This is a genomic window from Ruegeria sp. I3, from assembly GCF_056532525.1.
Genome location: NZ_JBQFNI010000002.1, coordinates 206,192 through 228,468 on the forward strand (window position 1 = coordinate 206,192; position 22,277 = coordinate 228,468).

Consider the following 22,277-nt stretch of genomic DNA (forward strand, 5'->3'; position numbering starts at 1 on the left):
ACAGGTTACGGCACAAGGATGCCGGTTCAGAATATGCCGTTGCTCTTGCCCCCGCACCCCGGGCCGGGGTATGAGCGGTTCTCATAACAGGAAGCAGGCAAGAGGCACTTCATGCGCAGAGTCGTTGTAACCGGTCTTGGATTGGTCACTCCTTTGGCCAGTGGGGTCGAGGAAACATGGTCACGGCTGCTGGATGGAGAATCCGGCGCAGGACCAATCACGCAGTTTGATGCCGAGGCAAGCGGGGTCACCACGACCTATGCCTGCGAAGTGCCGCGCGGAGATGGCACCAACGGGACATTCAACCCCGACGACTGGATGCCGCCGAAAGAACAGCGCAAGATCGAGGATTTCATCCTATATTCCATCGCTGCAGCCGAGATGGCTTGCAAGGATGCCAATTGGCTGCCCGAAGACGAAGAAGACCGCCTGCGCACTGGCGTTCTGATTGGGTCCGGTATCGGTGGGCTGGGATCAATTGCCAACACGGCCAACCTGATCCGCGACAAAGGTCCCCGTAGGGTTTCTCCGTTCTTTATCCCGGGCGCGCTAATCAATCTGGCCTCGGGGCAGGTTTCGATCCGTCATGGGTTCAAGGGGCCGAACCACTCGGTCGTGACTGCTTGCTCGACCGGTGCCCATGCGATCGGTGATGCCAGCCGCATCATCCGCGCCGGGGATGCAGACGTGATGATCGCAGGTGGCGGCGAGGGCTGTATTTGCGAAATCGGTATCGCCGGCTTCAACGCCTGCAAGGCGCTGTCGACCAAATACGCCGATGATCCAAAGAAAGCGAGCCGCCCCTATGACATCGACCGCGACGGTTTCGTCATGGGCGAAGGTGCAGGCATTGTAGTTCTTGAGGATTACGAACACGCCAAATCGCGCGGTGCCAAGATTTATGCCGAGGTTCTGGGCTATGGGATGTCGGGTGACGCTTATCACATAACCGCGCCGTCCGAGGATGGCGACGGGGCCGAACGCTCGATGAAAGCAGCGCTGCGTAGTGCGGGGCTTGAGCCGAAGGATCTGGATTACATTAACGCGCATGGGACCTCGACCATGGCGGATACGATTGAGCTGGGCGCGGTAGAACGCCTGCTGGGGGATCACGCCAGCAACGCGACGATGACTTCGACCAAATCGGCCACTGGTCACCTGCTGGGCGCCGCTGGCGCGATTGAGGCGATTTTCTCAATCCTTGCGATCCGCGATCAGGTTGCACCACCGACGATCAATCTGGACAATCCAGCAGTTGAAACTCCGATCGATTTGGCCCCGAATGCCAAGCGCGAGCGTGAGATCAACGTGGCCTTGTCAAATTCGTTCGGCTTCGGCGGCACCAATGCAAGTGTGATCTTCGGAAAGGTCAACTAAATGTGGCGAGCGCTCGCTTCGAACGCGTTGACAATACTGATCGTTGGGCTGTTCCTGATGGGCGGTGTCGTCCTGTGGGGGCAGTCGCAATACAAGTCCGAAGGACCGCTGGAAACCGCGATCTGCCTGCAGGTAAAGCCAGGCTCCAACATGACACGGGTCAGCCGTGACCTCGAGGATCAGGGTGCGATCAGCAGTGGGTTGATTTTCCGCTTAGCTGCTGATTACGCAGACAAATCTCAGCAATTGAAAGCGGGCAGCTTCTTGGTGCGTGAAGGCACGTCGATGGAGCAAATCGTCGACGACATTACCCGTAGCGGCGCCAGCACCTGCGGGACCGAGATCGAATACCGTATCGGCGTGACACGTATGCAGACGCGCGTGCGCGAACTGAACCCGGCGACGCTGGATTTTGATGAGGTGGCTTCCTTTGTGATCGGCGAAGAGGACGCCCCGGAAGTTTATGCAGAAAAACGCGGTGAGGCGGATACGCGTTATCGCATCTCGTTAGCTGAAGGCGTCACCAGTTGGCAGATTGTCGAGTCGCTGAAAGCGATGGATTTGCTAACCGGCGAAGTAGCCGAATTGCCAGCTGAAGGGATGTTGGCCCCTGACAGTTATGAGGTCAGACCCGGTGAAGATCGGAATGCAATACTTGCTGAAATGCAGGAAAAACAGCAGCTTAGAATCAATGCGGCGTGGGAGGGGCGACAGGACGGTTTGCCTCTGAACAGCGCCGAAGAGATGCTGATCCTGGCGTCGATCATCGAAAAAGAAACGGGTCAGCCGGAAGAGCGTGGCCAGGTAGCCAGCGTTTTCGTTAACCGTTTGAACCAAGGTATGAGGCTGCAGACAGACCCGACGGTGATCTATGGTGTAACCAAAGGGCAGGGTACTTTGGGTCGGGGCTTGCGGCAAAGCGAACTGCGCCGTGCGACGCCTTGGAACACCTATGTCATCGAAGGGCTGCCGCCGACCCCGATTGCTAATCCGGGTCTTGCGAGCCTTGAGGCTGCGGTGGCACCTGACAACACGGATTTCATCTTCTTTGTTGCGGACGGAACCGGTGGTCATGCCTTTGCCGAGACCCTGCAAGAGCACAATCGCAACGTCGCAAAGTGGCGTGAGATCGAGGCTGAGCGGAATTCCGGGAACTGATTCAATCGTCCGTGTTGTACAGGTTTGAAACGGCCCTTTGTCCGACTTGTACAACACGAACCTCTGACCCCGATAAAGCAACGGCCCGGTCAATCGACCGGGCCGTTTCTTATTCAGGCCGCTTTCGCGCGACGCGGTCGGCGGCGTTTCTGACCGCCCGGTTTGGGCGCACCAGAGTGCTGAGGTTTCGGGCCGCGACGGCGGTTGCTTGGGCGGCGCGGGGTTTTCTTTGGTGAGATTGCTTCAGGCATCTCACCGCTGGCGACCGGGATTTCGATCTTCATCAGTTTCTGAATCTGACGCAGCAGGTCGACCTCTTCCGCCGAGCAGAAGGCAATGGCCTCGCCCTCGCGGCCTGCACGAGCGGTGCGGCCGATGCGGTGGACATAGTTGTCCGGTACCTCGGGCAGGTCGTAGTTGATCACATAGGCCACGCCCGGAATATCGATGCCGCGCGCGGCGACGTCGGTAGCGACGAGGACGTTCACCTCACCGGCGCGGAAGGCCTTGATGGCGCGGTCACGCTGGCCCTGGCTTTTGTTGCCGTGGATCGAAGCAGCGTTGAACCCATCCGCGACCAGCCCCTTCATCAGCTTTTCGGCCCCGTGTTTGGTGCGCGAAAAGACCAACGTCAGCGCGTCCATATCTGCCGTGAGAATCTCGCGCAGCTTGGCAGGCTTTGCAGGTTTTTCAACGAAGTGGATCGATTGGGTAATCTTGTCGGCTGCTTTGCCGGGGGGCGAGACCTGCACCCGTTGCGGGTTGGTGAGGTAAGCGCGGCTGAGCTCTTCCATTTGCTTCGGCATGGTGGCCGAGAACAGCATGGTCTGGCGTGGTGTGCCAAGTTCTGGTGCGATGCGGCGTAGAGCGTGGATGAAGCCCATGTCGAGCATCTGGTCGGCTTCATCCAGCACGAGGTGCTTGACCGAACCCAGATTAACCGCGCCACGCTCCATCAGGTCGATCAGGCGGCCCGGTGTAGCAACAAGAATGTCGGTCCCGCGCGACAGGAACATGACCTGCTTGTTGATCGACTGCCCGCCGACCACAGTAGCGACACGGATCTTGGTCTTTTTGGTCAGGTTGCGCAGGCTGTCCGCGATCTGGTTCACCAGCTCACGCGTGGGCGCAAGGATCAGGGCCTTGGCCGTTTTTGGCGCAGGCTTGCCAGGTTGGGCCAACAGGTGGTCGATCAGCGGCAGACCGAAAGCCAGCGTTTTGCCGGTGCCGGTTTGCGCGAGGCCAAGAATGTCGTGGCCGTTCAGGGCCAGCGGGATGGCCTGGTTCTGGATCGGGGTCGGTTGGGTGAAATTGGCGCGTTGCAGCGCATCGTTGAGGGCAGGCGCAAGGCCCAGCATATCGAAGTCGAACAAATAACTATCCTTTGCAGCCCGGGGCAATGGCCCACGGGCAAGTCGTGATAGGCCGCATCCGCGACCAACAGGGTTATGCGAGACCTCGGGAAGCGCAGGCGTTTCCTGCATCATCCGGTCGTCGCTTTAAGAACCCTGCGTGATGGGGAACTATGGGTGAATCGGGCGCTGTGGGGGCGGGGTGGACCCGCCAATGCTCACGCGTCAGCGCTGTGTTTGAGCGGCACATGCGCCTTGTGGTCGCGATTGTCAAGCGCCGTGTCGGGCAAGAGCTTGCGGAGGTTGCGCGATTGCCAGATACGGTTCGGAAGGTTTTATGAGTCGGACCATGACATTCAGAGCATTACATGGGGCGGATTTAAAGACCGCCAGCATCGCCCTTGTCATCGGCGGGATGATGTGGGGGCTGTACTGGATTCCGGTTCGGTATTTCGTCGATCAGGGGCTGGACGGTCCCTGGCCGGGGATCGTGATGTATACCGCCGCGCTGATCGTGCTGACGCCGTTTCTGATGCGCGAACGGCACGCGCTTTTGAAAGACTGGCGCGGGCTCATCCTGAGCGGGATGTTCACCGGAGCCGCGTTCAGCCTGTTTACCATCAGCCTAGTTTACACGGATGTCGTCCGATCAATCCTGTTGTTTTATCTGACACCGGTCTGGGGAACGATCCTTGGGATGGTGTTTCTGGGTGAGCGCCTGAGCCCTGCGCGCCTGTTGGGCTTGCTGTGCGGTTTGGGTGGCATGTTCATTGTGCTTGGCGGAGAGCAGGGGATTCCCTGGCCTCGCAATACTGGCGATTGGCTGGCTTTGATCTCGGGGATCACATGGGCAATGGGCTCGCTGGGGCTTTATCGGGCGTCCGGCATTTCTGTTTCAGGGCAGGTCTTTGCCTTTATATCGGGCGCACTGGTGCTGTCTTTGCTGAGCCTTCCTTTCGGCGGGGGATTGGCAACTTCGGAGATGGTCGGCGATATGGTGGTGCGCATCGGTCCGTTGGCTTTGCTGTCTGTTCTGTACACATTGCCGATGTTCTTTCTGACGATTTGGCCCGCAACCAAGCTGACGCCCGCACGCGTGGGTCTGCTGCTGATGAGCGAAGTTGTGGTTGGCCTGATCTCGGCTGCGCTCTTCTCGGGCGAGCCGTTTGGGGTGCGGGAGGCACTGGGTGCAACGCTGATCGTGAGTGCAGCGTTTTTGGAGGTCATGCGGGGCTGATCGTTAACGAACCGAACGCTGGGCGTTGCGGGAATGTTGCGTAACATATTGACTTTGCGCGCTATTATTGGTACGCATTGTGTCATGCTAGAAGAAGTGGGCAACGGCCCCGGGGCGACCCGGTGGCCGTTTTTCGTTTCTCTCGTGCGGAAAAACTCACGCATGAGGTCACAGGCAAACATGACTTTGATTACCCCGGAAGAGCGGATTTCTCAGACGGCTGATTTGTTGCAGTCGCTCGAAAGGTCCATTCGCGATCTGCGCCAAGCAGCGGAAGAACTGCGAAAACAGATCGGTGCCGGGGAGGATGCAGACCTTGCCGGAACAGGCAAGCAACTGGGTCAGCTAGAGGGGCTGATCCGAAGTTGCCAGAAAGTGGAGACAAGCTTTGTCGAACAACATCACAGACAAGCCGGAATTGCCCAAGGGGGCTATGCGCTCGACCTTGATCGGGCACGATCTGAGATCGGGTGCAGGCTGGCTCGCCTCCGCGCCTGCTGCGGTGCAGGACAGATTTCTGAGTGAGATCGGGGAGGGGGGGCTGTGTGCCCTCCCTTTCCTGTTCGAGTTCTGGGCGCTGCCGCATCAGTTGCCGCCCGAGGGCGACTGGCGGTCATGGGTGATCATGGGCGGGCGCGGGGCTGGCAAAACGCGGGCCGGGGCTGAATGGGTGCGGTCGGTGGTCGAGGGGTCTTTGCCTTTGGATAAGGGTGAGGCCAGTCGCGTGGCTTTGGTCGGCGAGACCTTTGATCAGGTGCGCGATGTGATGATTTTCGGGGATAGTGGGATATTGCAGTGCTCGCCGCCGGACCGTCGGCCTGTGTGGAAGGCATCGGAACGCAAACTGATCTGGCCCAACGGGGCCGAGGCGCAGGCGTTTTCGGCGCATGATCCGGAGGGGTTGCGCGGGCCGCAATTCGATGCGGCCTGGGTGGATGAGCTGGCCAAGTGGAAGAAGGCTGGAGAGACCTGGGATATGCTGCAGTTTGCACTGCGTTTGGGGGATCAACCCCGGGTCTGTGTGACGACGACGCCGCGCAATGTGAAGGTTTTGAAGGATTTGCTGGCGTCACCGTCTACGGTGCAGACCCATGCACCGACCGAGGCGAACCGGGCCAATCTGGCGGGTTCCTTTTTGGAAGAAGTACGCGCGCGCTATGCAGGCACGCGGCTGGGGCGACAGGAATTAGACGGGGTGTTGCTGTCGGATGCCGAAGGCGCGTTGTGGACGGGTTCGATGCTGGAGGCGGCGCGCTGTACGCGGGTGCCTACGCTGGACCGCATCGTCGTGGCACTGGACCCGGCAGTAACGGCGGGGGCGGATGCAGATGCTTGCGGGATCGTGGTCGCGGGGGCCCAGCTACAGGGGCCGCCCGAGGAGTGGCGCGCCTATGTGCTGGCCGACCGGACGGTTCAGGGCGTTGGCCCGGCGGGCTGGGCGCAGGCGGCGATTGACGCGATGGACGAGTTTGGGGCCGAACGACTGGTGGCCGAGGTCAATCAGGGCGGGCAACTGGTGGAAGAGGTCGTGCGGCAGGTGGACCCTCTGGTGCCTTATCGCGCGGTGCGGGCGTCACGCGGCAAGGTCGCGCGGGCCGAGCCTGTGGCGGCGTTGTACGAACAGGGGCGGGTGGCCCATGTGGCCGGGTTGGATGCGCTGGAGGAGCAGATGTGCCAGATGACCGCACGCGGGTTCGAGGGGCAGGGCTCGCCCGACCGGGTTGATGCGCTGGTCTGGGCGCTGCATGAGTTGGTTGTGGGGCCTGCGGGGGCGTTTAGAAGGCCTAGGGTGCGGAGTTTGTGACGACCATGAGGGTTGATAGATCGCTGGCGCAATCAGGTTCTGGATGTTGGTTGGTTTTGACTCCAACTATCCTCGAATTCGCCGAGCAAACGAGACAGGGCCAGAAGAGACGAAAACAGTCTTTCGTAGACATCCGGTGACATCATTGTTTTGTAGTCATCAAGCAGCTGTACAAGAACGACTACACTGGAGGCAAACACCTCGTAGACGTGTTTGTCGGCAGCAGTAGGTTCACTATTGTGCGCATCGGGGTGTCCGGTCGGCGCAGGTTCGTTTTCAGTCATCGGGTGGCCTCTTCTATTTGAAGCACACGTGGGGGCATGTGAAACGCAGACAATTGCCGTGGCACAAAATCACAAGAACTTGGCGGCGATTGCGAAGGAATTGGGTTATACGTCGAGTGTGCCGCCACTCTTGCAATAGAACATGCTGGATGGGGCTTGCCCGACCGGCTCGACGCGATGGTCTGGTCGGTGCGTGAGGTATGGCGCGTCTGCGGGGCGTATCGGCCGCCGAGGGCGCAGAGTTTGTAGAGCGATCTGAGCAACGAAGGGCCAAAAGGTCGATGACCTCGTTTCGAATCGAGAGAAAGTGTAAGCTCGCAGCTGTCGGGGATTTTTGAGAACTGACCCGGAGTGACACTATGGATTATTCAGTTTCGCAAGAGGAATTGGACGCGGGGCGCGGCTATGAGAACCTTTTTGTTCCAGCGCTGTTTGCGCCATGGCCCCCACATTTGGTGAAGTGCGCCAAAGTTCAAACTGGACAATCAGTTCTGGATGTTGCTTGCGGCAGCGGCGTTTTGGCACGTCATATCCTATCGGTGGTCGGCGATTCAGGCCATGTAACCGGGCTTGACCCCGCTCCCGGAATGATCGCGGCTGCGCGTGAGGTTGAGCCACGCATTGACTGGGTTTTGGCCGGCGCGGAGGATACTGGTTTAGAAAACGAGGCTTATGATGCCGTGCTTTCACAGTTCGGGATGATGTTTTTTCGGGACCGTGATGCGGCAGCGCAGGAAATGCATCGCGTCCTCAGGCCGGGCGGCGCGCTGGCCGTAGCGGTCTGGAACGATCTGGATCACAATCCGGCCTATCACGCCATTATCAAGCTCTTGGAGACCGAGATCAGCACCGCGGCGGGGAATGCACTGAGATTGCCATATTCACTTGGGAATCCTGCTGAGGTTGTTTCAATCTACGAAAAGGCTGGATTTTTGGACATTGAGGTGGTGACCGACACTGAACCGGCACGCTTTCCAAATGCCCGGACGATGGTTGAGGCTGATTTGCGCGGCTGGCTTCCACTCTTTGATATTCACTTGAGCGAAGAGAAAATCGCGAGTGTCTTAGCCTGTGCTGACGACGCGCTAGAAACGTTCCGCACTGCCGCTGGTGAGGTCGTATTTCAGGCATCAGCCTATATTGTGAGTGGCAGGAAGTCCTGAGTTGTTGGTGACGCCCTCGCGTTGCCCAACTCCCGTACGCCCTGTTCCCAAGCCCTAAACTTCTTTCCGCCATAACTCCTTTCAACAAGCCGGGCAGTGCGGCGGCAGAAAGGAGCACAGATGGTATTCGATTTCTTGCGTCGTGGATCGGCTGGCGAGGCACCTGAGGCGAAGGCAAGCGCGGCGGGGCCTGTGGTGGCGTGGCAGACGGGCGGGCGCGTGGCGTGGAGCCCTCGGGATGCGGTGTCGCTGACGCGGACGGGATTTTCGGGGAACCCGGTGGGGTTTCGCTCGGTAAAACTGATTGCCGAGGCGGCGGCGGCCTTGCCACTGGTGCTGCAGGATCAGGCGCAGCGCTATGATACCCATCCGATCCTGTCTCTGATGCGCCGTCCGAATGCGGCGCAGGGGCGGGCGGAGTTGATGGAAGCTCTGTTTGGGCAGTTGTTGCTGTCGGGCAATGCTTATGTTGAGGCGGTGCAGGCCGAGGAAGGGCTGCCGGTTGAGCTGCATGTCTTGCGCTCGGACCGGATGAGCGTGGTGCCGGGGGCTGATGGGTGGCCCAAGGCCTATGACTATGCGGTGGGCGGCAAGAAGCACCGGTTTGAGGCGGAAAATATCTGCCATATCAAGTCGTTCCATCCGCAGGATGACCATTACGGATTTTCGCCCATGCAAGCGGCGGCGATGGCGATTGATGTGCATAACAGCGCGTCTCGCTGGTCGAAATCGCTGTTGGACAATGCGGCGCGGCCTTCGGGGGCGTTGGTGTGGAAGGGTGATGGTCATGGGGTGATGGCCGAAGATCAGTTCCGGCGACTGTCGGATGAGATCGAGCAGAACTATCGCGGGGCGCGGAATGCGGGCCGTCCGATGGTTCTGGAAGGGGGCTTGGATTGGAAGCCGATGGGGTTCTCTCCGTCCGATATGGAGTTTCAAAAGACCAAGGAAGCCGCCGCCCGCGAGATCGCGCTGGCATTTGGGGTCCCGCCGATGCTGCTGGGGATACAAGGCGACGCGACCTATTCGAACTATCAGGAGGCCAACCGGGCGTTTTATCGCCTGACCGTATTGCCTCTGGTGACGCGGGTGGCGGCGGCGATGTCCGAGTGGCTGGCGGGCTTTTCGGGTGAGGATTTGGTGCTGAAGCCGGATCTGGATCAGGTGCCCGCGCTGTCGGCGGAACGCGATGCGCAATGGGCGCGGGTCAACGGTGCCGATTTCCTGACGGATGCGGAAAAACGTGCGTTGCTGGGGCTGCCGGAGCGTGGCGATGGGTGACGGGTATCCTCCGTTCGACTGCGCGCCGGGCCTGCGTCTGGCCGCGCATGAGCGGGTGGCCGAGATCCAGCACGCCCACCTGTGTCGGCGGCTGGATCAGATCGAAGAGATGATGGAGCGACTGGAGAAGCGGTTGTGGCTGACGGTTTACGGCGTGGCGGCGGTGATTTTGGCGCAGGCGTTTCAGTCGTTACTGGTGGTAGCGCCGTAATGTCAGTGGGTTACATGGAGAAGTTCATGGATTTGGAGCATAAATTCGCACAGTTCGGAGACAGCTTGTCGGTGACCGACGATGCGGTGATCGAAGGGTATGCCAGCCTGTTCGGGCAGGTCGATCAGGGCAGCGATGTGGTGCAGCGCGGGGCGTATAGGGGCTCGCTTGACGGGCTGTCCAAGGCGGGTCAGCGGGTCAAGATGCTGTGGCAGCACGATCCGGCGCAGCCAATCGGCGTCTGGGACGAGGTGCGCGAGGACGACAAGGGCCTGTGGGTCAAGGGGCGTCTGCTGGAGAGCACGCAAAAGGGCCGTGAGGCGGCCGAGTTGATCCGGGCGGGCGCTATGGATGGCCTGTCGATAGGCTATCGCACCAAGCGGGCCGTGAAGAATGACAAGGGCCAGCGGGTCCTGACGGAACTGGAGCTATGGGAGGTGTCGCTGGTGACCTTCCCGATGCTGCCCAGTGCGCGGGTGGCGGCGAAGGGCGTTGAGCCCGACGTTGAAAACACCTGGCGCAGTATTGCCGAGGTGTTCAACGACGCCCGGCAGGAGCTGGCGCGGACCTAGCGCGCCTCAATACCCACCCAAAAAGGAAGTGCTGATGAGCAAGACCGAGACCCCGGCCTTGACCGGAGAGGGTGCGCCCCTGGTTCAGGAGGTGAAGCAGGCGATGGCTGGCTTCGTGAATGAATTCAAGGGCCTGAAGGCTGAAGTTAAAATCAAACTGCAACAGACAGAAGAGCGACTGACCATGCTGGATCGTAAATCAACCATCGCGGCGCGTCCGCACCTTGCGGCATCGATCGAAGAAGGCGCCCCGCATCAGAAGGCATTCGATGCCTATGTGCGTTCGGGCGAAGATGATGGGCTGCGCGGGCTGGAGATCGAGGCCAAGTCGCTTTCGACGGCGGTGAACAGCGACGGTGGCTATCTGGTCGATCCGCAGACGGCTGAGATGATCAAGTCGGTGTTGAATTCGACCGCTTCGATCCGTTCGATTGCGTCAGTTGTGAATGTCGAGGCGAACTCGTTCGATGTGCTGATCGACCACACCGATGTGGGCGCGGGTTGGGCGGATGAGAACTCGGCCACGGCTGAGACCTCGGCCCCATCGATTGATCGGATTTCGATCCCGCTGCACGAGCTGAGCGCGCTGCCCAAGGCGTCGCAGCGTCTGTTGGATGACAGTGCGTTTGACGTCGAAGGCTGGCTGGCCGGTCGCATCGCTGACAAGTTTGCGCGCGCCGAGGCGGCTGCGTTCATCAACGGTGATGGTGTGGACAAGCCCAAGGGTATCCTGACCCACCGCACGATGGAAAACGGCAGTTGGGGCTGGGATAGCCTGGGTTATGTCGCGTCGGGCATTGATGGTGGCGTCGATGCGGATGCGATTGTGGACGTGGTCTATGCGCTGGGCGCGCAGTACCGGGTGAACGGCACTTTCGTGATGAACTCGAAAACCGCGGGTCTGATCCGCAAGCTGAAGGACAGCGATGGCCGCTTCCTTTGGTCGGATGGCCTAGCCGCTGGTGAGCCTGCGCGTCTGATGGGCTATCCGGTGCTGATTGCCGAGGACATGCCGGATGCGGCAACCGACAGCTACTCGATCGCCTTCGGTGACTTCCAGTCGGGCTACACCATAGCCGAACGTCCCGATCTGCGGGTGCTGCGCGATCCGTTCAGCGCCAAGCCGCATGTCCTGTTCTACGCGACCAAGCGCGTGGGCGGTGATGTGAGCGATTTTGCTGCAATCAAACTGCTGAAATTCGGCATCGCCTAAGCGGTGGCGGATCCGGGGGGCTGCAAGGCCCCTCGGGCGGCGGGCGCGGGCCGGGGTGAGATCCCCCGCGTTGTCTAGCTGCTCCCCTCCGTCCGAGCAACGTGGGGCGGCGCGTGCCCGTCATTTTCCAAGGATACGGCCCCGGAGGGGTCCGAGATTGCGGAGTGAATGGATGATGTTGATCGAAGAAACCGCCATCGCGGATGCGGCGCTGCCGGTGGATCAGTTCAAGGCGCATCTGCGGCTGGGCACGGGCTTTGCCGAGGGCAATGTGCAAGACGAGGTGTTGAATGGCTTTCTGCGTGCGGCCATTGCAGCGATTGAGGCGCGCACCGGTAAGGTGCTGATCGAACGGGATTTCTCGTGGAGCCTGAACGGTTGGCGCGACACGGCGGGCGAGGTGCTGCCAGTGGCACCTGTGGGTGCAATTGGCGCTGTGACGCTGACGGATGCGGCTGGGGCCGAGACCGCGTTGGATTCGGCGACCTTCCGGCTGGAGCGCGATGCGCAGCGCCCTCGGTTGCGTCCGGCGGGGTCTTGTTTGCCCAAGGTGCAGATCGGTGGTTCGGCTAAGATTGTTTTCACGGCTGGAATGGCTGCGGATTGGGGCGGGCTGCCCGCTGATCTGGGGCAAGCGGTGCTGCTGCTGGCGGCGCATTACTACGAGTATCGCGATGAGACGGCGCTGGGCGCGGGGTGCATGCCCTTTGGCGTGACCAGCCTGATCCAACGTTATCGCACGGTGCGCTTCGGTGCAGGGGTGACGCAATGAGCGCGCCGCGACTGAACCGCAAGCTGGTGCTGGAGGCTCCGATCCGTAGTGCCGATGGTGCGGGCGGCTATACCGAGACATGGGCTGCGCTGGGTTTGCTTTGGGCCGAGGTGACGGCACGCAGCGGTGCGGAACGCGCGGTCGGTGGCGCCTCGGTGTCGCGGGTTGGGTATCGGATCGTGGTGCGCGGCGCGCCCGAGGGGTCCTCGTTGCGGCCTGCGCCGGATCAGCGGTTTGCAGAAGGAGCGCGCCGGTTTGTCATCCGCGCGGTGGCCGAGCGTGATGGACGCGGCCAGTACCTGACCTGTTTCGCAGATGAAGAGGTGGCGGCATGAGCTATGGCGTTGCAGCCGCGTTGCAGGCGGCCGTGTTTCAACAGCTTTTGGGGGATGCGCAGGTAAGCACCCTGTCAGGCGGTGCGATCTATGACGCGGTGCCATCGGGAGTGCTGCCTCAGACCTATGTGACGCTGGGACCGGAGGAGGTGCGGGACGCCTCGGACCGATCCGGGGCGGGCGCATTGCACCGGTTCACGGTTTCGGTGGTGTCCGAGGCGGCGGGCTTCAGTGCGGCCAAGACATTGGCGGGCGCGGTGTGTGACGCGCTGGAAGGTGCGGCGCTGAGCTTGGACCGGGGCCATCTGGTGGGGCTGTGGTTCGAACGCGCTAGCGCCCGGCGCACGGGAACTGGCGGCGCGATCCGCCAGATCGATCTGAGATTCCGCGCCCGCGTGGAAGACGACTAAGCAATCAACGGAGAGAGCATATGGCTGCCCAGAACGGAAAAGACCTTTTGGTCAAAGTGGATATGAACGGCACCGGCCTGTTCGAGACCATCGCGGGCCTGCGCGCCACGCGGATCAGTTTCAACGCGGAAAGTGTGGATGTGACCAGCCTGGAAAGTCAGGGCGGGTGGCGCGAGTTGCTGTCGGGGGCCGGGGTCAAATCGGCCGCGATTTCGGGCTCGGGCGTGTTCAAGGATGAAGGCACAGATGAGCGCGCGCGTCAGCTGTTCTTTGACGGCGAGACGCCTGGTTTTCAGGTGATCATCCCCGATTTCGGCATCGTCGAAGGCCCGTTTCAGGTCAGCAGCATCGAATATGCGGGTTCGCATAACGGTGAGGCGACCTATGAGATGAGCATGGCAAGCGCCGGTGCGCTGAGCTTTACGGCGCTCTGATGGCCAATCCGTGGACGGGCGAGGTGGCGCTGACCATCGATGGGGAGCAGCGGGTGCTCAAGCTGACATTGGGTGCTTTGGCGGAATTGGAACAAGAGCTGCAGGCCGGGTCTCTGGTGGAATTGGTGCAGCGGTTTGAGGGCGGGGCCTATTCCAGCAGCGATGTGCTGGCCTTGCTTGTTGCCGGGCTGCGCGGCGGTGGGGCCGAGGTCACCCGCGATGATCTGCTGCACGCCGAGATCGCGGGCGGGCCGATGGCGGGGGCCAAGGCAGCGGCAGAACTGCTGGCGCGCGCCTTCATGGTGCCTGAGTGAGCGGGTTCGACTGGCCCGTGTTGATGCGGGCCGGGTTTCTCGGCCTGCGCCTGACGCCGGATCAGTTCTGGCGTCTGACCCCGGCCGAGCTGCGGCTGATGCTGGGGCAGGGAGCGGGGATGCCTGCGATGAACCGGGCGGGCCTGGATGCCTTGCTGGCGGCCTATCCGGACAAGACACAAGGAGAGCGTGATGACGGATCGTGAAGGTTTTGACGACCTGCAGGAGCGGGGGGAGGCGCTGGGCGACGCGCTTGGGGATGCCGCCACGATGGCTTCGGCCTTTGATGGTCAGATGCGGCGGATCAAGGCAGCGTTTGAAGAGACCAGCAAAGATGTGGCCACGCTGGAGCGCGGTATGTCCGGCGGTTTGCGTAAAGCTTTTGATGGCGTGGTGCTGGATGGGATGAACCTGTCGGGCGCGCTGGATGTGCTGAAGAATTCGATGATCCGCACGGCCTATTCGGCGGCGATCAAGCCGGTAACGGATCACTTTGGCGGGATGCTTGCCAATGGGGTGGGCGGTTTGGTGCAGGGTATTTTGCCGTTTGCCGATGGCGGCAGTTTTTCCCAAGGCAGGGTGATGCCGTTTGCCAATGGTGGCATTGTCAGCAGCCCGACTATGTTCCCGATGCGCGGTGGCACCGGGCTGATGGGTGAGGCGGGGCCTGAGGCGATCATGCCGCTGGCGCGCGGCGCCGATGGCAAGCTGGGCGTGCGGACACAAGGCGGGGGCCGGGCGGTGAATGTGGTGATGAATATCTCCACACCCGATGTGCAGGGATTCCGCCGCTCGCAGGGTCAGATCGCGGCGCAGATGAGCCGCGCCTTGGGCCGTGGCAATCGCAACAGATAAGGGGAGCAGGCGATGAATTTCCACGAGGTGAGATTTCCGGCCAGCCTGAGCTTCGGCTCGGTCGGTGGGCCGGAACGGCGCACGGATATCGTGACGCTGGCCAACGGGTTTGAGGAACGCAACACGCCCTGGGCGCATTCGCGCAGGCGCTATGATGCGGGTCTGGGGATGCGGTCGCTGGACGATATCGAGACGCTGATCTCGTTTTTTGAGGCGCGGCAGGGGCAGATGTTCGGGTTCCGCTGGAAGGACTGGTCGGATTTCAAGTCGGGCGCGGCAACGGCAGAGGTCGACAAGGGCGATCAGGTGATTGCGCGCGGAGATGGTGAGACGACCGGGTTTCAACTGGTCAAGACCTACAGCTCGGGCGGGTTCAGCTATGTGCGACCAATCCTGAAGCCGGTACTGGGCACTGTGACACTGGGGCTGGATCAGGACGCGCAGCGTGAGGGCGTGGATTTCGAGGTTGATCTTGCGACCGGGCGCGTGATGTTCTCGGCCCCGCCGCCTGAGCAGGTCGAGATTACAGCCGGGTTTGAGTTCGACGTTCCGGTACGGTTCGACGCCGACAAGATCCAGACCAGCGTGGCCAGCTTTCAGGCCGGTGACGTCCCGAACGTACCGGTGGTCGAGGTGCGGGTCTGATGAGCGGGGACAAACAGGCGCTGCAGGCGCATTTGCAAAGCGGACTGACCACCACCTGTCGTTGCTGGGCAATCACGCGCAGCGACGGGCAGGTCTATGGCTTCACGGATCACGATATGGAGTTGCGCTTTGACGGGCTGGTGTTCAAAGCCAGCACCGGTCTGACCGCTGCGGCCATCGAGCAGGCAACCGGCCTATCGATCGATAATACCGAGGCGATGGGCGCGCTGTCTGATGCCTCGGTCCGGGAAGAGGATATTGAGGCGGGGCGCTTTGATGGGGCCGAGGTGCGGGCCTGGCTGGTCAATTGGGCTGATCCTGAGCAGCGGATGCTGCAGTTTCGTGGTTCGATTGGTGAGTTGCGTCGCGCTGGCGGGGCGTTTCATGCGGAATTGCGCGGGTTGACAGATCTGCTGAACCGGCCTTTAGGGCGGATTTATCAGAAGCCCTGTACGGCAGTGTTGGGGGATAAGGCGTGCCGCTTTGCCCTGGAGACGCCGGGTTATCGCGCTGAGGCTGAAATTGTAGCGCTGGACGGCGCGGCTTTGCGTTTGCAGGGCGCGGAGAGTTCTGATGCGGGTTGGTTTGAACGCGGCAGGCTGGATGTGCTGGACGGGGCTACGCAGGGCCTGTGGGCCTCGATCAAGCTGGATGAACAGGTCAGAGATGGCCGCGATGTCACGCTGTGGTCGGCGATTGGCGGCGGGCTGGCGGTTGGGGATCGGGTCCAGCTGACCGCCGGGTGTGACAAGCGTATGACCACTTGCCGACTGAAGTTCAACAACATGCTGAATTTTCAGGGCTTCCCTGACCTGCCGCACGAGGATTGGGTCATGGCCGTACCCAAGCGCAGTAGTCAACACAAAGGGGGAAGCAGGCGGTGATGCGGACAAAACAAGATATCGTGGACGAAGCGCGCGGATGGCTGGGCACACCTTATGTTCATCAGGCCTCTGTTCGGGGTGCAGGCGCCGATTGTCTCGGCTTACTGCGGGGCGTTTGGCGCGCGGTGATGGGGCATGAGCCCGAGGCGGTGCCGGTCTACAGCATGGATTGGTCCGAGCCGCAGGGTGAGGAACGCATGTGGGCCGCAGCCCGTCGCCATCTAGTCGAGAAATCGCCCGATGATTTGGCCCCGGGGGATGTATTGCTGTTTCGGATGCGGGATGCGGCAGTGGCAAAGCATCTGGGCATCGTCAGCGCCCAAGACCCGATGCGATTCATCCACGCCTATTCCGGGCATGGTGTTGTTGAAAACACGCTGAGCGAGCCTTGGCGTCGCCGCGTGGTCGCTTGTTTCGAATTCCCGCTGGAGGATTTCTGATGGCCACAATAGTTCTGTCTGCTGCAGGTGCGGCAATAGGTGGTTCGATCGGGGGCTCGGTTGCGGGCCTGTCAACGGCGGTGATTGGCCGCGCGGTCGGGGCGACGCTGGGGCGGGTGATCGACAACCGGTTGATGGCCAGCCAATCCGTAATGGGCGGCGGCAGCGAGGTGGTCGAGACCGGGCGTCTGGATCGTTTCCGTCTCACCGAAACCGGTGAGGGTGCGACCGTCGCGACGGTCTACGGCCGGATGCGAGTTGGAGGACAGGTCATCTGGGCCTCGGACTTTCTGGAAACCCGATCGACCTCGACGACGACGCAAACATCAGGCGGTGGCGGTGGAGGCAAGGGGAAACCCAAGCCCGTTGAAGTGACGACAACAACAACCACGCATAGCTACAGCTATTCGGTGTCTCTGGCGATTGCGGTGGGCGCGGGACAGGTTGCGGATATCACGCGTGTCTGGGCCGATGGTGAAGAGGTCGAGCGCCGAACGCTGAACATGCGGATATATCGCGGCGATCACGAGCAATTGCCCGACCCGCTGATTGAAGCGGTGGAAGGGGCAGGCACGGTGCCCGCCTATCGCGGCACGGCTTATGTGGTGATCGAAGATCTGGCGCTGGGCCCCTTTGGCAACCGCGTGCCGCAATTCTCGTTCGAGGTGGTGCGGCAGGAACAAGACGAGATGCCGGATGCCGAGGACGGGCTGTCACGGATCATCAAGGGGGTGGCCTTGATGCCGGGTACGGGTGAATACGCACTGGCTTCATCTCAGGTTAATTACACCAAGGGCCGGGGGCGCAGTTGGGCGGCGAATGTCAATTCACCATCGGGCAAGTCCGATCTGGTGACCTCGACGCGGGCGCTCAGCCAGGAATTGCCGGGCTGCGAGGCGGCTTCGTTGATCGTGTCGTGGTTCGGCGATGATTTGCGCTGCGGAGAATGCCAGATCCGCCCCAAGGTTGAACGCAAGAATATCGAGGGCGCAAACATGCCCTGGAGTGTTTCAGGTCTGTCCCGAACTGCGGCGGGGCAGGTGAAATGGCAGGATGGGCGTCCGGTTTATGGCGGCACACCGGCCGATGCGGCCGTAGTGCAGGCGATCCGGCACCTGAAGAACTCGGGCAAACGGGTTATGTTTTATCCGTTTATTTTGATGGAGCAATCAGAGGGCAACGGCCTGCCTGATCCGTGGTCCGATGCGCCGGATCAGCCGCATTTGCCTTGGCGTGGGCGGATCACTTTGGATGTTGCTCCGGGGCGGCCAGGCTCGCCGGATCAAACTGCCTATGCGGATGCGCAGGTGGCGGCGTTCTTTGGTACGGCGCGCGCGTCACATTTCTCGACCAGCGGCAGCAAAGTGACCTATCGCGGCCCAAGTGAATGGGGATTACGGCGGTTCATTCTGCACTATGCGGCCCTTTGCAAGGCGGCGGGCGGCGTGGAGTCCTTCTGCATCGGGTCCGAGATGCGCGGGCTAACGCAAATCCGCGGCGCGTCTGGCTTCGCTGCAGTTGCGGAGCTGCGGTCTCTGGCCGCGGAAGTGCGCGCGATATTGGGGCCGGAAACTAAGGTCGGCTATGCCGCAGACTGGACCGAGTATTTCGGGTATCAGCCGCAAGACGGCACCGGAGACCGGTATTTCCACCTCGACCCGCTTTGGGCCGATGAGAACATAGATTTTGTCGGCATCGACAACTATATGCCGCTGTCCGACTGGCGGGATGGGGGCTCGCATCTGGACGCTGAGGTGTCGAATGGGTCGATCTACGATCTGGACTATCTGCGCGGCAATATCGAAGGTGGCGAGGGGTATGATTGGTACTATGCGTCACCCGAGGAAGCCGAAGCGCAGATCCGAAGCCCGATCACTGATGACGATCATGGCGAGCCGTGGGTCTGGCGGTACAAGGACCTGCGCAACTGGTGGGCGAACCGACATCATGAGCGGATCGGGGGCGTGCGGCAGCAAACACCCACGGGTTGGGTTCCGGGGTCCAAGCCAATCTGGTTCACCGAACTGGGCTGCGCGGCTATCGACAAGGGCACGAACCAGCCGAACAAATTCTTGGACCCAAAGTCGTCTGAATCAAATTTGCCGCGGTATTCCAACGGGGTACGGGATGATTTTATCATGGTTCAGTACCTTCGGGCCGTCCTTGGCTATTGGGGTGATGCTGAGATCAACCCGGTTTCAGATATCTATGACGGCCCGATGGTGGACCTGTCGAACGCCTTTGTCTGGGCTTGGGATGCGCGTCCGTTCCCGACTTTCCCGAACCTGCGGTCGCAGTGGTCGGACGGCGATAACTATGCACGTGGGCATTGGCTGAACGGGCGATCCGGGTCGCGGACTCTGGCCTCGGTCGTGACAGAAATCTGCCATGAGGCAGGGGTGACGGCGATTGATGTGTCCGAGCTCTACGGCGTGGTACGCGGTTACGCGGTTGAGGACGTAATGAATGCTCGGCAGGCCTTGCAGCCGCTGATGCTGCGCTATGGGTTCGACGCGATCGAGCGGGACGGGGTGCTGAAGTTCAGAACCCGCGACGGGCGTCGGGCCGTTGACATTGACCCCGAGCAGATCGCCATCAGCGCGGATATCGACGGGCCAGTGGAACATCGCCGCGAGGCTGAGGCCGAGATGACCGGGCGTGTGCGTCTGCGGTTCGTCCAGTCGGATGCGGACCATGATGTTGTCGCGGAAGAGGCCGTCTTGCCTGATGACAGAACCCATTCGGTCGCCGTCAACGAAATGCCATTGTCGATGACTCGCGCCGAAGGGCGTCAGACGGTCGAGCGCTGGCTAAGCGAGTCCCGCATCTCGCGCGAGACTGTGCGATTTGCTCTGCCGCCCTCGCTGCTGCATGTCGGGGCCGGCGATGTGGTGCGTTTGCCGGATGGCGGGGACGGAACGCTATATCGGATCGACCGGCTGGAACAGGCCGAGATGCAATTGGCGGATGCGGTGCGGATTGAACCCGGAGTTTATACCCCGTCCGATGTTTTGGATGATGTGGCGGCAGCCAAGCCATTCATTGCTCCGGTGCCAGTTCTGCCGGTGTTCATGGACCTGCCGCTGATCACTGGATCCGAGGCGCCCCATGCGCCGTATCTGGCGATATCGGCCGAGCCCTGGCCCAGTAACGTGGCTGTCTATTCGGCTGCACAGGATGAGGACTATACCTTGCATCAAGTGATCGCGGGGCAGGCGGTGATTGGCTTCACCGAAACACCCCTGCGACGCGCACGCGCTGGGATCTGGGACGAAGGGGCCGCGTTGCGTGTCAACCTGATCGATGGCGTTTTGGAGTCGCGTCCACGCTCGGCGTTGCTGAGTGGTGCCAATCTGGCTGCCATCGGTGACGGAACACCGGGCAATTGGGAAGTGTTCCAGTTCTCGGATGCGGTCTTGCAGGAGACTGGCGTTTACAATTTGTCAGGCCGCTTGCGTGGTCAGCTGGGTACGGATGCCCTGATGCCGGATGTCTGGCCTGAAGCGTCTACCTTTGTCCTACTGGATGAACGTGTTTATCAGACCGGGTTGCTGCGCACCGAACGCCGCGTGGCCAAGCATTACCGTATCGGCCCTGCAACGCGCGGCTACGAGGACCCGGCATATGTGCATCTGGTTGAAGCGTTCGATGGCAATGGGCTGAGACCTTATGCGCCAGTGCATTTGCAGGCTTCTGCGTCGGCTACCGGGGACAAGATCTCGTGGGTGCGCCGCACCCGGATTGATGGCGATGACTGGAGCGCATTGGATGTGCCTCTGGGCGAAGAAAGCGAATCCTATCTGATCCGCGTCTTCACTGAGGGTGCTTTGTTGCGCGAAACTGTCACCAGTGATCCGGTTTGGCAGTATTCTGCCGCGATGAAAGCCGATGACGGGCTGGCCGGACCCTACGATATCGCAGTCGCGCAGGTTTCGGCTACCTACGGACCCGGGGCGTTTGCGCGCCTTTCGGTCGGCTAGCCGTGCGGCCAGTCCTGCACGGAGATCTCAGCGCGGCGGCGCGGGCTTTGCTGGCCGCGCCGCGAACCGACCGCGATAGGATAAGCACCCTCCTGATTGCTGAGGCCGAACTGGCGGATCGACATGTCGCCAGAACAGGGCGGTTGCATCCTGTTTATGGAAATGGCTCGTTGATGGCAGCCGCGCGCTGCCGGCCCTTGGCAGACGAGCCAAATTTCGACGATCTGCAATATTGCCAATGTTTCGAGATGGTTCTGCGAAAACTGATCCGGTTCCAAATCAGCCAGATGCGCAGCTGACACATTTTGAGGCGGCAAGGTCCAGCTCTAGCCTTCCGTGCGCTATTTCCTCGCCGCAATCTTCGCAATAGCCGAATTCGTCTTCGTCCATCCGGTTCAGCGCGGCCCGAAGCCGATGCGTTTCGGTATCGCGCCGGGCCTGTTGCGCCTTGGCCATTGCTTGATTTTGCAACGCATCCATCCGGCTGAGCCGACCCACTGCCTGTTGATCCAGCTCCACAACTGATTGCGCATCCTGACCGGCGGCGGATTGCGCGGCCAGATCGCGAAGGCGCTGGTGAATAAGCTTCCGAAAATGGTCCAGATCGGCTGAGTTCATTTTTTGTTGTAGTGCATATCAAGGGTTTGCGTTTGGTAATTTTACGACTAGATGGCTATTCTAAGCGCAGCAAAGGATGAAAAGCCATGTTCGAAACGCGCAGCCAAGTGACACCTGTGGACCCGGTTTGGGACCGCATCACCTCGGAAGCCCATGCAGCCGTTGAGAAAGAGCCGCTGATGGGCGGGTTGGTACACGCCTGTATCTTACATCACCGCAGTCTTGAGAGGGCATTGTCCTATCGCATCTCGGCCAAGCTATGCTCGAATGAGATGTCGATGATGGTACTGCGTGAGATCGTGGATGAGGCCTATGCTGACGACAAAGCGTTGATTGAAGCCGCGCGCGCGGACCTGATGGCTGTTTATGAACGCGATCCGGCCTGCCACCGCCTGCTGCAACCGATCCTTTATTTCAAAGGGTATCAGGCGATGCAGGCTTATCGCGTGGCCCACTGGCTTTGGAACAAGGGGCGCCATGATCTGGCGTATTTCTTCCAGATGCGATCTTCCGAGATATTCGGCATTGATATCCATCCAGCTGCCCGCATCGGTAAAGGCATCATGATCGACCATGCCCATTCTATCGTGATCGGTGAAACCGCTGTGGTTGGGGACAATGTTTCGATGCTGCATTCGGTGACGCTGGGCGGAACCGGCAAGGAAGAAGAACAGCGCCATCCAACCATTGGTGACGGCGTTCTGATCGGCGCGGGTGCTAAGGTTCTGGGCAATATTGAGGTTGGCCATTGCAGCCGTATCGCAGCCGGATCAGTGGTGCTGCAGGAAGTGCCACCGTGCACGACGGTCGCTGGCATTCCCGCCAAGATCGTGGGCGAGGCCGGGTGCGATCAGCCGTCAATCTCGATGGATCATATGCTGGGGAAAGACCAGTAATTCGGAGTGAATAGACGAAAAAGGCCGCCTTGGGGTTCGAGG

Annotated in this window: 26 protein-coding genes; 23 read left to right on the forward strand and 3 right to left on the reverse strand. The window is 60.9% G+C overall.

Features of this window, described 5'->3' with window-relative positions; genetic code table 11:
- The first annotated feature begins 111 nt into the window (after positions 1-111).
- A complete protein-coding gene (gene fabF / locus ACR0L9_RS05370) occupies positions 112-1,377 on the forward strand; it encodes a beta-ketoacyl-ACP synthase II (RefSeq protein WP_480895101.1) in 1,266 nt (421 codons plus the stop codon).
- Complete coding sequence (gene mltG / locus ACR0L9_RS05375) at positions 1,378-2,535, forward strand: endolytic transglycosylase MltG (RefSeq protein WP_480895102.1); 1,158 nt, start codon at positions 1,378-1,380, stop codon at positions 2,533-2,535.
- 113 nt (positions 2,536-2,648) lie between these two features.
- Here the strand turns inward: mltG and ACR0L9_RS05380 are convergent, their stop codons facing one another.
- Complete coding sequence (locus ACR0L9_RS05380) at positions 2,649-3,908, reverse strand: DEAD/DEAH box helicase (RefSeq protein WP_480895104.1); 1,260 nt, start codon at positions 3,906-3,908, stop codon at positions 2,649-2,651.
- A 328-nt stretch (positions 3,909-4,236) separates the two neighbouring features.
- Here ACR0L9_RS05380 and ACR0L9_RS05385 point away from each other — a divergent pair, with 328 nt between their 5' ends.
- The 3 genes from ACR0L9_RS05385 to ACR0L9_RS05395 all read left to right on the forward strand — a co-directional run bounded on the left by ACR0L9_RS05385 (position 4,237) and on the right by ACR0L9_RS05395 (position 6,928).
- A complete protein-coding gene (locus ACR0L9_RS05385) occupies positions 4,237-5,124 on the forward strand; it encodes a DMT family transporter (protein WP_480895106.1) in 888 nt (295 codons plus the stop codon).
- A 180-nt stretch (positions 5,125-5,304) separates the two neighbouring features.
- Positions 5,305-5,649, forward strand: coding sequence for a hypothetical protein (locus ACR0L9_RS05390; protein WP_039536221.1), 345 nt, complete (start codon positions 5,305-5,307; stop codon positions 5,647-5,649).
- Positions 5,558-6,928, forward strand: a complete 1,371-nt coding sequence (locus tag ACR0L9_RS05395; RefSeq protein WP_480895108.1) for a DNA-packaging protein — start codon at positions 5,558-5,560, stop codon at positions 6,926-6,928. Before ACR0L9_RS05390 ends, ACR0L9_RS05395 begins: the two co-directional genes overlap by 92 nt.
- 32 nt (positions 6,929-6,960) lie before the next feature.
- Here ACR0L9_RS05395 and ACR0L9_RS05400 read toward each other — a convergent pair whose 3' ends face one another.
- Complete coding sequence (locus ACR0L9_RS05400; protein WP_480895110.1) at positions 6,961-7,212, reverse strand: hypothetical protein; 252 nt, start codon at positions 7,210-7,212, stop codon at positions 6,961-6,963.
- Between the two features lie 359 nt (positions 7,213-7,571).
- Here ACR0L9_RS05400 and ACR0L9_RS05405 point away from each other — a divergent pair, with 359 nt between their 5' ends.
- From ACR0L9_RS05405 to ACR0L9_RS05485, 17 genes are all read left to right on the forward strand, one after another.
- Positions 7,572-8,375, forward strand: a complete 804-nt coding sequence (locus tag ACR0L9_RS05405; protein ID WP_170512008.1) for a methyltransferase domain-containing protein — start codon at positions 7,572-7,574, stop codon at positions 8,373-8,375.
- 120 nt (positions 8,376-8,495) lie between these two features.
- On the forward strand, positions 8,496-9,656 hold the full coding sequence (locus ACR0L9_RS05410; protein ID WP_480895112.1) for a phage portal protein: 1,161 nt from the start codon (positions 8,496-8,498) through the stop codon (positions 9,654-9,656).
- On the forward strand, positions 9,649-9,867 hold the full coding sequence (locus ACR0L9_RS05415; RefSeq protein ID WP_170635229.1) for a GTA head formation protein, RCAP_rcc01685 family: 219 nt from the start codon (positions 9,649-9,651) through the stop codon (positions 9,865-9,867). Before ACR0L9_RS05410 ends, ACR0L9_RS05415 begins: the two co-directional genes overlap by 8 nt.
- Positions 9,868-9,893: 26 nt before the next feature.
- Positions 9,894-10,439 (forward strand): HK97 family phage prohead protease, encoded by a 546-nt coding sequence (locus tag ACR0L9_RS05420; RefSeq protein ID WP_480585373.1) that lies wholly within the window; start codon positions 9,894-9,896, stop codon positions 10,437-10,439.
- A 34-nt stretch (positions 10,440-10,473) separates the two neighbouring features.
- Positions 10,474-11,652: a phage major capsid protein gene (locus tag ACR0L9_RS05425; RefSeq protein WP_170512014.1), complete on the forward strand. Its 1,179-nt coding sequence runs from the start codon at positions 10,474-10,476 to the stop codon at positions 11,650-11,652.
- 172 nt (positions 11,653-11,824) lie between these two features.
- Positions 11,825-12,424, forward strand: a complete 600-nt coding sequence (locus tag ACR0L9_RS05430) for a head-tail connector protein (RefSeq protein ID WP_480895115.1) — start codon at positions 11,825-11,827, stop codon at positions 12,422-12,424.
- Positions 12,421-12,759: a head-tail adaptor protein gene (locus ACR0L9_RS05435; protein ID WP_480895117.1), complete on the forward strand. Its 339-nt coding sequence runs from the start codon at positions 12,421-12,423 to the stop codon at positions 12,757-12,759. The genes ACR0L9_RS05430 and ACR0L9_RS05435 overlap by 4 nt, the downstream gene beginning before the upstream one ends.
- The gene (locus tag ACR0L9_RS05440; protein WP_170635226.1) at positions 12,756-13,169 is read left to right on the forward strand and encodes a DUF3168 domain-containing protein; all 414 of its coding nucleotides are present in this window, start codon (positions 12,756-12,758) and stop codon (positions 13,167-13,169) included. Before ACR0L9_RS05435 ends, ACR0L9_RS05440 begins: the two co-directional genes overlap by 4 nt.
- Positions 13,170-13,189: 20 nt before the next feature.
- Positions 13,190-13,603, forward strand: a complete 414-nt coding sequence (locus ACR0L9_RS05445) for a phage major tail protein, TP901-1 family (protein WP_039536206.1) — start codon at positions 13,190-13,192, stop codon at positions 13,601-13,603.
- On the forward strand, positions 13,603-13,917 hold the full coding sequence (locus tag ACR0L9_RS05450; RefSeq protein WP_480895119.1) for a gene transfer agent family protein: 315 nt from the start codon (positions 13,603-13,605) through the stop codon (positions 13,915-13,917). Before ACR0L9_RS05445 ends, ACR0L9_RS05450 begins: the two co-directional genes overlap by 1 nt.
- The gene (locus tag ACR0L9_RS05455; protein WP_170374019.1) at positions 13,914-14,123 is read left to right on the forward strand and encodes a rcc01693 family protein; all 210 of its coding nucleotides are present in this window, start codon (positions 13,914-13,916) and stop codon (positions 14,121-14,123) included. Before ACR0L9_RS05450 ends, ACR0L9_RS05455 begins: the two co-directional genes overlap by 4 nt.
- Positions 14,110-14,772, forward strand: coding sequence for a phage tail tape measure protein (locus tag ACR0L9_RS05460; RefSeq protein WP_480895121.1), 663 nt, complete (start codon positions 14,110-14,112; stop codon positions 14,770-14,772). The genes ACR0L9_RS05455 and ACR0L9_RS05460 overlap by 14 nt, the downstream gene beginning before the upstream one ends.
- A 12-nt stretch (positions 14,773-14,784) precedes the next feature.
- Positions 14,785-15,417: a phage distal tail protein, Rcc01695 family gene (locus tag ACR0L9_RS05465; protein WP_480895123.1), complete on the forward strand. Its 633-nt coding sequence runs from the start codon at positions 14,785-14,787 to the stop codon at positions 15,415-15,417.
- Complete coding sequence (locus tag ACR0L9_RS05470; protein ID WP_480895125.1) at positions 15,417-16,301, forward strand: DUF2163 domain-containing protein; 885 nt, start codon at positions 15,417-15,419, stop codon at positions 16,299-16,301. The genes ACR0L9_RS05465 and ACR0L9_RS05470 overlap by 1 nt, the downstream gene beginning before the upstream one ends.
- Entirely contained in the window at positions 16,301-16,741 is a 441-nt protein-coding gene (locus ACR0L9_RS05475) for an NlpC/P60 family protein (RefSeq protein ID WP_480895126.1), read from the forward strand. Before ACR0L9_RS05470 ends, ACR0L9_RS05475 begins: the two co-directional genes overlap by 1 nt.
- The gene (locus ACR0L9_RS05480; RefSeq protein WP_480895128.1) at positions 16,741-20,721 is read left to right on the forward strand and encodes a baseplate multidomain protein megatron; all 3,981 of its coding nucleotides are present in this window, start codon (positions 16,741-16,743) and stop codon (positions 20,719-20,721) included. Before ACR0L9_RS05475 ends, ACR0L9_RS05480 begins: the two co-directional genes overlap by 1 nt.
- Positions 20,722-20,723: 2 nt before the next feature.
- Positions 20,724-21,020 carry a DUF7742 family protein gene (locus ACR0L9_RS05485; protein WP_170403088.1) on the forward strand — a complete coding sequence of 99 codons (297 nt, stop codon included), beginning with the start codon at positions 20,724-20,726 and terminating at the stop codon, positions 21,018-21,020.
- On the opposite strand, the gene ACR0L9_RS05490 is transcribed toward ACR0L9_RS05485, so the two are convergent.
- Positions 21,001-21,339 carry a TraR/DksA C4-type zinc finger protein gene (locus tag ACR0L9_RS05490; RefSeq protein ID WP_170396506.1) on the reverse strand — a complete coding sequence of 113 codons (339 nt, stop codon included), beginning with the start codon at positions 21,337-21,339 and terminating at the stop codon, positions 21,001-21,003. The genes ACR0L9_RS05485 and ACR0L9_RS05490 overlap by 20 nt on opposite strands.
- Before the next feature lie 86 nt (positions 21,340-21,425).
- On the opposite strand from ACR0L9_RS05490, the gene cysE reads away from it, so the two are divergent.
- Positions 21,426-22,235, forward strand: a complete 810-nt coding sequence (gene cysE / locus ACR0L9_RS05495; RefSeq protein WP_170396508.1) for a serine O-acetyltransferase — start codon at positions 21,426-21,428, stop codon at positions 22,233-22,235.
- Positions 22,236-22,277: the final 42 nt, after the last annotated feature.